General features: G+C 55.8%; 5 protein-coding genes and 1 pseudogene. 4 read left to right on the top strand and 2 right to left on the bottom strand.

Annotated elements, in window-relative coordinates:
• Positions 1-778: 778 nt before the first annotated feature.
• The 4 genes from ACLP2E_RS07755 to ACLP2E_RS07740 all read left to right on the top strand — a co-directional run bounded on the left by ACLP2E_RS07755 (position 779) and on the right by ACLP2E_RS07740 (position 10,572).
• Entirely contained in the window at positions 779-1,189 is a 411-nt protein-coding gene (locus ACLP2E_RS07755; protein ID WP_442465585.1) for a hypothetical protein, read from the top strand.
• A 27-nt stretch (positions 1,190-1,216) separates the two neighbouring features.
• Positions 1,217-4,639 (top strand): rhamnan synthesis F family protein, encoded by a 3,423-nt coding sequence (locus ACLP2E_RS07750; protein WP_442465584.1) that lies wholly within the window; start codon positions 1,217-1,219, stop codon positions 4,637-4,639.
• Between the two features lie 33 nt (positions 4,640-4,672).
• On the top strand, positions 4,673-5,602 hold the full coding sequence (locus ACLP2E_RS07745) for an NAD-dependent epimerase/dehydratase family protein (protein ID WP_442465583.1): 930 nt from the start codon (positions 4,673-4,675) through the stop codon (positions 5,600-5,602).
• A 332-nt stretch (positions 5,603-5,934) separates the two neighbouring features.
• On the top strand, positions 5,935-10,572 hold the full coding sequence (locus tag ACLP2E_RS07740; RefSeq protein ID WP_442465582.1) for a glycoside hydrolase family 99-like domain-containing protein: 4,638 nt from the start codon (positions 5,935-5,937) through the stop codon (positions 10,570-10,572).
• A gap of 80 nt (positions 10,573-10,652) precedes the next feature.
• Here the strand turns inward: ACLP2E_RS07740 and ACLP2E_RS07735 are convergent.
• Positions 10,653-10,784, bottom strand: a pseudogene (locus ACLP2E_RS07735) (helix-turn-helix domain-containing protein); the annotation flags it as partial.
• 27 nt (positions 10,785-10,811) lie between these two features.
• Entirely contained in the window at positions 10,812-12,230 is a 1,419-nt protein-coding gene (locus tag ACLP2E_RS07730; protein ID WP_442465581.1) for a class I SAM-dependent methyltransferase, read from the bottom strand.
• Positions 12,231-12,566 lie beyond the last annotated feature (336 nt).

Below are 12,566 nucleotides of genomic sequence, written 5' to 3'. Positions count from 1 at the left end.
CCGTGCGAGGTCAAACGGGCATTCTTATGGATGTTCATCCGGGCCTCCGGGAAAAGGTGAAGCTTCGCAACTCCATCTTCCTCGGTCCGGTCCGGATGGACAACCTTTTGCAAGCTCACACCTAGGGGGTGCAGATCCCCTTCCCAATGACGCGCCCGCCGTCGATCGCAGCCAGATCAGCGGAGAACTGATCCTCCACGCGATGGTGAATGCAGTGTTCGCCTTGGCCACACGCCGTCCCATCAGCGCAGAGGACATTGACGCCTGGCGGTTGGGCGCGGCCCGCGCCGGCGTCGAGACGCTTGCCGCGGTCCGCAACAGCGCCGTTGGCAGTCATTCTCTGCCAACCGTCATTCTGCGCGCGGCGCCTTTCGCGACTTGGTCTCGCCGGCGGCTTTCGACTTGCCGCTGCAGCTGTTGACCGAGATTCAACACAAGAAACGCCACTTTTACCTCGCCAAAATCGGCCGAGTATCGTGCGACGAATCGGGGCGGCCGGGAGGGGGATCGGTTCGCGGCTCCTCCAGAACCAAACACTGGGGGCCGCGCGGACCGGAACGGTGGAGCTGCGGATTCCGAATTTGCGAAAAGGCTCATATTTTACGAGCTTCCTCGATCCTGGCTGTCAATCAGCACGGAATCTGGAGTGGTCGACACTACGACATCGGTGCAAATCTAAGATATTGACTTCCACATGTTTGTCGCGCCAGAAGTGCGAAGGTCGGCCGCTTGTCGGTCAAAAAGTCAGTTCCGCGCAGAAATCAACGAATGGCGTCGCATGTCCGAAGATATTGAAACCATTCCATTACCATCGCGCTATGGCCTAATCGCCGCGCCCGCCACGGATCTGATTATAGGGCGATCAATAGCGACGTACGGTGAATGGGCGCAGCTGGAAATCGACGCTCTGGCGTATTTCATCAAAGATGGCGACACGGTGCTCGACGTCGGCGCCTGTTTCGGCGCCCACAGCCTTGCTTTCAGTGATTTGGCGGGGCCGTCGGGACGTATGATTGCCTTTGAAGCGTCGCCGACAAATTTCGCTGTGCTCAACCGCAACTGTCGCAACACCAGGGGCGCGCCGTTCGAACTGATGCGAGCGATCGTCGGGACGGGCGATGCAGCGCGTTTTGTCTCCAGGGACAATGAAGAGAATCGCGGCTCCGGCAGTGTCCAAATTAATTTATAACTATAGATATGGACTGGAAAGCCACTAATGTCGATGTTTGTTAACGAGAACTGCTTTAAGCTTCCAGAATACTGGTCGCCTTCTGCACGGACAGAACATGTCCCGTTTGCATTCTGGATCGTCGATGCGCTTAAGCCGCGGGTTTATGTTGAGCTTGGCGTGGATTATGGCATGTTTTATTTTGCTTGCTGCCAAATGGCGGTCGAAAAACGAATGGAGACGCGTTGCTATGCCGTTGACACCTGGCGGTGCGATGAGCATGCAGGATTTTGTTCCGACGAAATTTTTAGACAGGTCGATGAGCACAATCGACTGAACTATTCTGCTTTCTCCAGCCTGCTTCGCATGGAGTTCGACCAGGCGCTCGATCACATTCCGGATGGAAGCGTCGATCTTTTGCACGTCGATGGGATCCGATTTTTCGGTGACGTCAAAGCCGATTTCGAATCCTGGATTCCAAAACTCTCTGAACGCGCGGTCGTCATGTTCCATGACACCGAAGTGCGAGAAAGGGATTTTGGCGGCTGGAAGCTCTGGGCGGAATTGGAGAGCCGCTACCCTTCGTTTAACTTTCCGCATGGACACGGCCTCGGCGTGATCGCCTTTGGACCCAAAATCGATCCCGCACTGACTGAATTCTTTGCCATGTCGACCTCCCGCGACGCGGCGACCAGCTTCCGCCAAATCTTTATGTCCTGTGGGAAAAACCTGAGTGACCAATGGGATCGCCGCAACCGGCTCGCAGGACTTCAGGATGAGCTGTCGACCATAAAGGAAAAATGTTCGCAGCTGACCAAACAGAATGAAGGACTTCACGGAGCATTGGAAAGGCGCCAAGGCGAGTTTGCGAGACTTCAAGGTGAATTGTCGGCCGAGATTGCAAATCGGTCGGAGCTGATCGTTCAGAAAGCGGAGCTTTATCGTGCTCTGGACGCGGCCGGCGACGAACGGAAGGCGCTCAACGACGTGATCGCTGATTTGCAGCTGGAACTTGCACGGGCGCGCGGAAAGCTGCTGAAAGTAGTTGGAGATAAGATCCAATTCCGGCTGATAACAGGCATCTTGACGCTGGGCCTCCCGCTTTCCCCAAGGACCGCTGCGCGCCTGGCCAGCAGCGCCGCCAAGCGCGACCCGCGACGATCGCTTGCAGGCGCGCAGCAATTAGTCGCCCCACAGATTGTGCAGGTCGCAGCCCCGCCATTTGTGGAGCAGCTGATTGAAAGACCTCGAGCGTTCCAGGGGAAGCCCGCGGACGCATCGAAAAAGACGATCATGATTGTCAGCCATGAGGCGACTCGAACCGGGGCGCCGGTTCTGGCGTTGAATTTGGCCCGTGAGCTCTCGAAGAAATATAATGTCGCCAATTTGATATTAGGTGGCGGCGAACTGCTCGAGGATTTCAAATCAGCCGGCGTGGCGCTATACGAGGCCGATCGTCGCGTGATGGATATCGACGAAATCTCGGTCATTGTGAACCGGATTTGCAGCCAGCACGACATTGCCTTTGCCTTGGTCAACAGCGTCGAGTCGCGCGGTGTGCTCCCCGCACTGAAGGCGCGCGGAGTGCCCTCCATCTGCCTCCTGCACGAATTCGCGTCCAACATCCGCCCAATGTCGGCATTTCCCGAGGTGTTCAAATTCGCCGACAACGTGGTGTTCTCGACAAGAATCACGCTCGAGAACGCTCTTAACCGGCTGAATATCGAGCGCAACGGATTCATCCATGTAATTCCTCAGGGAAAATGCCTTGTCCCTAACCAAAACGAGAGTCCGGAGGATGTGAAAAGCGAGCGGCTCTGGCTGGACAAAGTACTAAGGCCCGCCGGCGAGGAAGATCGCGATTTCGTCGTGATTGGCGCCGGCAGCTTCGAGATGCGCAAGGGGCTGGACCTGTTCGTGGAGTGCGCCAACCGGGTCATCAATACGAATGGCGGCGGAAGATTCCGTTTCGTCTGGATCGGCGATGGCTACGATCCGCAAAACGACACGGTGATCTCGGTCTATCTTGCCGATCAGATCAAGCGCGGCGGACTCGGCGGCCAGGTCAAGATTATACGGGCGACGAGTGAGATCGAATATGCCTATGCCAATGCCGATCTCCTTCTGGTGCCCTCGCGTCTCGACCCTCTGCCAAATGTCGCCATCGATGCTTTGACGGCGGGTATTCCGGTTGTTTGCTTTGATCGTACAACCGGGATCGCCGATTTTCTGATCGAGACCGGTTTGGGCGACGCCTGCGTCGCGCGATATCTCGACAGTGCGGATATGGCGAGAAAGGTTCTCGACCTCGCCTCGAACGATACGCTGCGCGGCGACGTGGTGAAGCGCGGGCAAAGCGCTGCGGTCGGCGCTTTCGATTTCGCACGCTATGTCGAACGCCTTGACGAGGTTGCGTCACGCAAGCTCTTGTCAACCGAGCAGGCGGATCAGGATATGCAAACCATTATAGCCTCCGGGGCGTTTCGCGCCGATTTTTACCGACCGGCGAATGGGGAGTCCAAATCCGAAGAGGAACTGCTGGCCGATTACCTCGATTCCAACCGGCTGTGCGGCATCTTGCGAAAGCCTATGCCAGGCTTTTACCCGGGCCTCTTTGCCCTGCATCGCGACGCCCAAGTCGGGGCGGATCCGTTCGCGCGTTTTTTGCGAGAGGGAAGGCCGGCTGGCCCTTGGTCTTACCCAGTTCTGGACGACAGCCATTCCGTTGGGCGCGGGGATGGCGCCAGTCTCAAGGCGGCGCTTCATCTGCATGTTTTTTATCCCGAAATCCTGCCGGAAATTTTATCCCGCCTCGCGGAAAATATCTGCGCGCCTGATCTTTTCGTTAGTGCGCCAAAGTCCAGGCTGGAGGGCCTGCAGGACGCCCTTCAAAGTTACAAAGGCAAGGTCGTCGATATTCAAACCGTTCCCAATCGCGGCCGGGACGTTGCGCCTCTTTTGACGATGTTTGGCAGAAGGCTTGTGGCGGAGTACGATGTCATCGGGCATGTCCATACCAAGAAAAGCACTCATGTCACCGATCGGAAAATGGTCAAAGCTTGGTCCGACTTATTGTTGGAGAACATGCTAGGCGGTCCGAAAGGCGGTCCGATGCTTGACCGGATTCTCGCCGAAATGGCAGCGGATCCAAAGATCGGCATCGTGTATCCAGACGATCCGCACGTCATAAGCTGGACCGAGAACCGCGGCGCAGCCGAGAACCTGGCGCTGCGCATGGGGCTTGGCATGCTGCCTGAGCTGTTCAATTTCCCGATCGGAACAATGTTCTGGATTCGGCCGTCGGTGCTGGAACGCTTTGTCGCCCTCGATTTCGGCTGGGAAGACTATCCAGCTGAACCGCTGCCAATTGACGGAACAATGCTGCACGCGTTCGAGCGATTGTTCGGCGTCGTGCCAGGACTCGACGGCAAGACGACGATGGTCACCAACGTGCGAGGCGTTACTCGATAACGGATTGGCGCGAGCTTGCGCAGGAGAAACGCAATGAAGATTCTTGTCGTTGGCGGATGCGGCTTCATCGGGTCCCATGTGGTGGACGCGTTGCTGCGGGGAGGGCATGTCGTTCGTGTTTTCGACCGCCAGTCCGAAAGGTTCCGCCCACCACTGGCGCAGGTGGAGTATCGATTGGGAGATTTCATCGACCGTATGGCTCTAGCCGAAGCTATGACTGGCGTCGATGCGGTCTTTCATCTTGTTAGCACGACCTTTCCGGGGACCGCCGCTCTCGACCCGCAGACGGATGTGCGAGAAAATCTGATCGGCACGCTCCAACTCATCGAGACAATGCTGAGCGTCGACGTCAACCGGCTCCTCTTCCTGTCTTCGGGTGGCACGGTCTACGGCATTCCCGATCAGGCCCTGATCCACGAAACGCATCCGCTAAGGCCGGTGGGTTCCTACGGCATCGTCAAGGTAGCTATCGAGCACTACATCGAGACGTATCGCCGGACTCGTGGACTGTCTACGGTCATTATCCGCGCTTCTAATCCTTTCGGACCGAGGCAGGGCCATAGCGGCGTGCAGGGTGTTATCTCGACTTTTCTGAGACGGGTGGCCGCCGGAGAAGCAATAGAGATCTGGGGTGATGGGACCGTTGTGCGGGATTATCTCGACGTCGCCGATCTTGCCGAAATCTGCGTTCTCGCGGGGACCTCGCGCTACGAGGGCGTGTATAATGCCGGCAGCGGCGTCGGGACTTCCGTCAATGAAATCGTCGAAACGATCCGAAAAGTTACCGGCGCGCAGTTCGAAACGCACTATAAACTTGGCCGCGCGATCGATGTTCCTCGCTCAGTCCTCGACTGCACCCGCGCCAGAACGGATTTCGGATGGCGCCCACGTTACTCGTTGGCGGAGGGGATCCATAATACGTGGGACTGGTTGCGTTTGCAAAAAGAAGCGGCGCCACTTTAGAACCTGATTTCAATTTCGGAAGCAACGCCCAAAGATCGCCCCAACCAGATCTATCGGTTGCCGGGCGGCTTTCGCCGAACTGATGCGAAGCCTCAACGCGCCGGTCAGCCGATAGCTATCCAAGGGGATCAAACGGCCGGCGCCCTTCATTCCTTCTCTGTCAGTCCAAATTGCCGGCGCCTCCGCCAAGGCCAAATGTTGCTTTCAGCGGGCGAGCACGATATGAGCATTGCCCATACCCCCGACCCGAAAATGCACACGCGGCATCATTGGATACGGCGCCCGTGTTATTTAATAATTGAATAGCGCGACGCCCGTGGAGACTATTGAGAATGAATGATCGCAACAATGACAGCTCGCAAGCGTTGCCATGGACTGGGGAGCGTTACCTTCCTGAAGTTGGGGGGGATATAGAACTTGAGCATCGTCACCGTTATATATTTGCGAAACAATTTTCAGCGGGGAAGCGCGTACTGGATATCGCGAGCGGTGAAGGATATGGGTCCGCGTTGTTGGCGAAAAGTGCCGCCAGCGTCGTGGGTGTCGATATCTCAACAGAAGCTGTGGCTCACGCCACGGCGAAGTATCAAGCTGCTAATTTGGAATTTCGGCTTGGCTCTTGCTCAGCAATTCCACTAGCGGATCAGAGCGTGGATATTGTCGTCAGCTTTGAAACTATTGAACATCACATCGAGCATCACGCGATGATGCGTGAAATAAAGCGGGTGTTGGTTCCTGGTGGCTTGCTGATAATTTCAAGTCCGGACAAACGAGAGTATTCGGACAGGCCAAGTTATGCTAATTCTTATCATCTAAGAGAATTGTACCGCGAAGAGTTCTCATCCCTGCTCGATGCCTATTTTAAAAACCACAGGATCGCAGGGCAGAGGGTCATTTATGGGTCCGCTATTTTTGAAGAAAACAGCGTTAGCCAAGTTAGAAGTTACGATATAGGTGATGAATCGCTAATCGCGACCCCCGGAATACGCAACGCGGTTTATCTGTTGGCTATCGCTTCAGATGGCGCGCTGCCCTTGACCGAGAACTGCGTCCTTGAAGCGTCCAAGACGGCTGTTCAGCAGCAATTGGTCTCACTGGGCCTTGAGCATGACAAAGTAGTCGCTTGGGCAAAGGAGCTCAATCAAGCCGTGATAGGGCGGGACAGAAAAATTGCAGACCTTGAACTATCAACAGCTGATATGCGGCAGCAATTGCTATCAATGGGCCGCGAGCATGAGCAAGCAATCGCTTCGGCAAAAGATCTCAGCCAGACCGTAATCGATCTCAACAATGCCGTGATCGACAGGGACGGGCAGATCGTGAATCTAAGCGATACGTTAGATCGTATCGTTACGGCAAAGGAAGCTGAAATTCAATATTTGCGGACGCGTCTGAACAAAACCCTACGCTCCCGCTATCGGCGCGCATTGGCGCCCTTGCGAAGCGCCGTTGCGCCTATCAGGCAAGGCGTTTCGGAATTGAGGCACGGCGCCCGCAAATTGTTTTTGCTATCCCAACAAGACAAGGCCTCAAGCATTGACCCGGAAGTCGCGGGGATTGACGCGGCCACCAGCAACCCGTCTTTGCCACCTTGTCGAGACACGGACCCCATTGATGCCGCGGTCGAGGACATCAAGAAGTCTGGTCTCTTTGACGAGGCGTTCTACTGCGCAATGTATCCTGAATTGCAGCTGCTACCTACCGATGCAATCAGACACTACTGCGAGCATGGATGGCACGAAGGAAGAAATCCTTCTGAAGACTTCGATACACGTTCTTATCTGACGATCTACAGCGATATTCGCGAGGCGGAGATAAATCCACTTTTGCATTACGTACACGCGGGCGCTTCGGAAGGGAGGCTCGTGGGTCCCGATGCGAGGCTGCTCGATCCCGATGCGGAGACGCGCTACGAAGACGATATTCGATTCGGCTTCGCTGAGACCGACATCAGGCTGATCGCGTTTTACGGGTCGCCCGACTGGGCGGAATTGCGCAACGGACCGCCCGTTTCCAAAGGCCAGTCGCAACCGCTCCTGCCTCACACAACATTGGGGTTCTATGACCCATCGGATTGGAAGACACTGAAGCGACAGTCGGAAATGGCGAAGCGCCATGGACTGTACGGCTTTTGCTTTCCATTGGACGCCGGCGCGGATAACGGAGCGCCATCCCGATCGTTCGACCTGTTTCTCTCACACGACGATGTCGACTTTCGCTTTTGTGTTCAAATAGAACTGCGCGCAGGGGGCCTCCCCGAGTCTCTGGTCTCTTCTCTCGAACGAGCGGTGTCCGACGATCGGTTTATCCGCATACGGGGGCGTGCGGTAATCCTGGTCTCCGTGTCGAGCGAAGCGCAACATGCCGCCTCAGCGCTTAGGGAGTTGCAAAAAAGACTTACCGATCAGGAGGGCTTCAGTCCGTTCCTGATCGGTCGGTATGCGTTGGATGCTGAGGACGATTCGGGCCTGTCTCGCGTCGACTTCTGGGATGCCGTGCTGGACCAACCCCTTGCTCCCGGTTTGGGAGAGACCGGCGACTATTCGCCTGTTAACAAAAATGGGGTCGACGTGGCGCCCTATTGTTTGGTCGCTTCCCAAGGCGTTGCTCGGGCGCGGATGGCGCAAGACGCTGCATACCCGGTCTTTGATTGTGTCACGCTCGGTCGGGATAACACCGCCAGAAAACCTGCGCGCCCGCTTGTGTATACACGCTTTCATATCAAGGAATACCGCCGCTGGATGGATGCCGCTATCGCCGGCACGAGAGCTTCCCATCCCGAAGATCGTCGCCTTTTGTTCGTGAATGGGTGGAACGATTGGAATGAGGGTCTTTTTCTTGAGCCGGACCGGCAAGGTGGTTTTTGTCTGTTAAACGAAACATCCCGCGCTCTAATCGGCGTCGCGACAGGCGCCCAAATGCCGAAGGTCACGGTAATCGTACCAAATTACAACCACGAACGGTTTCTGCGTCGGCGGCTTAGAAGCATCTATAGCCAGACTTACAAGAACATTGAGGTCATCCTGATGGACGATGCCTCGTCCGATCGCAGCCGATTTCTGCTGGACGGGTACGCGGAATACTACCCCGACATCACGCGCACACTCTACAACGACAAGAACTCGGGCAGCCCCTTCCGTCAGTGGGCCAAAGGAATCAAGGCGGCGACTGGCGATCTTGTCTGGATCGCGGAGAGTGACGACTACTGCGACGAACGCTTCCTCGAAGTGCTCGTCCGTTGTTTTGAGGATGAGGCTGTTTTACTTGCGTATTCGAGCTGCTCCTTTGTTGACGAGAATGAAGTTCCTGTTCTGACTTTAAAGGACTACCTGAACGATCTCGAGTGCGCGGACAGATGGAACAGTTCATATGTAGCGACAGCCCACAACGAGGTTAAGACCGCTCTTGGCGTCAAAAACACTATCCCCAACGCAAGCGGCGCTCTCTTCCGGCGGCCCATTGAAATGCCCCTGCTGGATGATGAATCCTGGCTTTCGATGGCTGTTGCCGGCGACTGGGTCTTCTATCTTCACCTCATTCGGGGCGGAAAGATCGCTTACAGCACTGAAACAACGAACTTTTTCCGGCGATACGAAGGTAGCGCGGCTCAGGCCACGTACCACAAGGAGGTCTTTTATCGGGAAGTCGGAATGGCGTGCCGGACGGTAGCTTCGCTGTACAATGTCCCGTTGGCAGTTCTCGATCAGAACAGACAAACCTTTAAGACATTGTACGACAAGAAGGTGCGTGGGAGCGAAGAGGAATTCACGCTGTGGTACGACTACCAGTCGATCCTCGATGCCCGTGAATCCCGGTTACCGAACGTTATGGTTGCGACCATGGGTTTTTACCCTGGCGGCGCCGAGATCCTTCCGATCAGATTGGCGAACGAATTCAAGCGGCAAGGCCTTTCGGTTCTCTTGTACAGCGCGGGCTTTGGCCCGCGCGAAGAAGGCGTTCGCAGGATGCTGCGGAATGACGTGCCGGTTGTCGAGACGTCGGATGTTGACGATGTCAAGAGCATCATCCATGACTTTGGTGTGGAAGTGCTCAACACACACCAATGGTATGTTCAGAAATATCCGCTGCAAGCGCCGGATGTTTTCAAAGAACTGGGGGCGCACATCGCCTCCCTCCATGGAATGATCGAGCATGGAGAAGCTTTCGCTGTGACGGAAGATGAGCTTAGCGGTGCAGACGAAAACGTCACGACTTGGGTATATACCGCAGAAAAGAATATCGTTCCCTTCATCAACCTCGGACTTTTTGACAAGTCGTCGCCACGATTTGTCAAGCTTCCTAATGGAATGCAACCGCCTCAGATCGTTCCGATCCCGCGCAAACACATGGGCATCCCGGAAGACGCCTTCACGCTTTGCTGCGTCAGCCGCGCCATACCAGACAAGGGATGGGCAGAAACGATACTTGTGGTGGAACGAGCGCGGGCGCTGTCGGGCCGAGACATTCGCCTCATATTGGTGGGGAACGGAGTGGTCTATGATGAGTTCTGCAGTACCGGCGTACCCGATTTCGTCTATTTGGCCGGTTTCAGTGAAAACTCGGTTGGCCACTATGCGGCGGCGGACATGGGCATCATGTTGACCAGGTTCAAGTCTGAAAGTTTTCCTTTGACTATTGTCGATTGTCTCTTTGCCGGGAGACCCTATATTGCCTCGGATGTAGGCGATATCAGAAACATGTTGACGACAAAGGACGGCCTCGCTGGTGAAGTGATCGAGCTGGACAATTGGGAAGTTCAAATTGAGAAGTGTGCGCAAGTTGTCGCGGATTTCGCAACTGACAGGCAAAAATACGCGAATTCGCTTTCTTTGGTGCAAGACCTCGTCAAAAGGTACAAAATCGACTTTGTAGCATCTCAATATATTGAGCTCTTCGAAGCTGACATGAAGGATACGGAAGCCAAAAAAGGGGGCTTTAGCGGCTTCTCGCCTAAGGTCCTCGCGACATGAGCGCATGAGGTGAGCGGCGAAACGTTCGGCGTCGCGTCGATAGGCAAATGCGGCGGCTGGCCTCATTCACTACAGGGACCGATGCCCAGAGCGTTGAAACGATGAACCCAGTCGCGCAGCGTCTGACGATCCATGCCGCCGATGCGCACAGCGTCCACTCGCCCCATCCCATCGAGAACGGTAGCCAAAGACAAGAGACGCCGGCTTCGACGATTGCCAAAGCGCTGTATAAAAGCGGGCTAGTTCCGTAACCGCTCATAGAACGCCACGTCATCCGCAAGCAAGTCGGCCAATTGTCTGCGAAGCGAGGTGTCGTCTTCAACGATGTGCCGTTCTGTATACGGTTCGGTTTTGTTGACGTACACTTCGGCAGAAAGCGGGAGATCAAGAGCCGCGGCGAGGCGCGGAATATCCCTGTCCCGCGTCTCGTGAAAACCTATGAAGTCAAACCGGCCCATGTCGAACCCGCCGAAATAGGTCTCAGACATCAGCCGTTGAACGCCGGCATACTTCGCAAAGTCCAATATTGATGGCTTCTCTCTCAGAAAACGGCCATGCAAGTCGTGGCCCGGCACCGTGACGGACTTCCAATAGTAGTAAATGGAGATTAAATTATCAACCGGATCGCGCAAAAAAGTCATCCAGTAACCGTCAGTCGAAGCATATCGCCGAGCGCTAAAGTGACCGTACACTCCGCGCTTTCCCACGGGAAACTCGGCGGTTTCTAGGCCAGCACTGGTAAGCGGGTCGTGGCCGTAATCCAAAGCTAAACTGTCTCCCAACAAGCCCAATAGCTGGGATTGCAGCGACGAGCCGCCAGCCTTCGGAAAGTGGACTGCCACTATCCGTTTCGGAGTTTTCGTGTTGCAGGTCGTGGATGGATGGAACCCTAGGCTTCGAGTCGCCACTTTTTCCTTTCGAGCGCTGAGAGCCAGCGCCGAGGGGAAATCCACGGAGGTTATGGAAACTGCTGAGAAACCAGCGCGAAGGACATAGGTCCACATGTCCGCGCCGAATTCGGTATGCACCACAAGGTCGTCAGATCCGGTCGCAGCATTGCCGTGATAGCTCTTTGGTAGCCCCGCTCTGCTCCGAGTGAGACGGCCGACGATTGTCGGAATTGTAAGGCAGAGCGTGCCATTTGGAGAAAGAACTCGGCGGCACTCTGCAAGGGCTGGTATCGGATTAGATACGTGCTCCAGCGTATCGGAATGAACTACAAGGTCGAAGCTATCGGTTGAGTATGGCATAGCGTGCATGTCTACCGACGGATAGGTGGCCAGGACATGGCCGGGCAGTTGCCGCAGTATCGAGCTCAGATTGCCAGCCTCATTGATTTCCAGCAGGGAGAGGAGCCCGGCCTCGGGTGTCTTGACGAATTCAGTCAGCGTCAAATTGGTCCCGACCGCGGCACGGATTGCATTGGCGAGCGCTATGGAGCGCAGGTTCGATCCGCAGGAGGTGCATGAAGTGCCCTGTTGTCTTTCGATATAAGAGCGCTCGTCAGGGGAGAGTTGCCACTCAGAAGCCAGCTGATCCCAAAGAATAGAATGATCAACGAACGTGCTTCCACCGCATATCGAGCAGACAAACATAGCAATTCTCCGATAGTGGCCGCCGGTGGCGCAGTGATGGCGGCCAGCAGACGGCGGGAACATGCCCCAACCGCCGCCGCCGTGCAATAAATTGTTACCGGTGCGGCGCTACCGGTGAGTCCAGGGCTGTTCAGCTCTCGGGATTGAGGTCGAGCGCGGACCGCCCGCGGGCGTTTTTGATGTTGTCGCATAAGCCAGCCCTGAGCAGGAGCGCAGGCGGTCGGCGTGTGGCGGAGCCACGCCTTGGCCAGGAACACTGTTGGTTCACGCGTTTCCCACCGATCGCGGCTTGAAGTGCGGCTGGTCGCGGTCCCGCTTGGCGTGCTCTTTTTTGGTGACAGCCACTCCGTAATGAATTAAACAGCCCCTCCGTACGGAATTACCTTGAGGACCTTATGA

It is taken from the genome of Rhodoblastus sp., assembly GCF_052145335.1.
Lineage (GTDB): Bacteria > Pseudomonadota > Alphaproteobacteria > Rhizobiales > Beijerinckiaceae > Rhodoblastus.
Note: the sequence above shows the minus strand (reverse complement) of the source record. Positions and strands in the feature narration are given on the sequence as shown.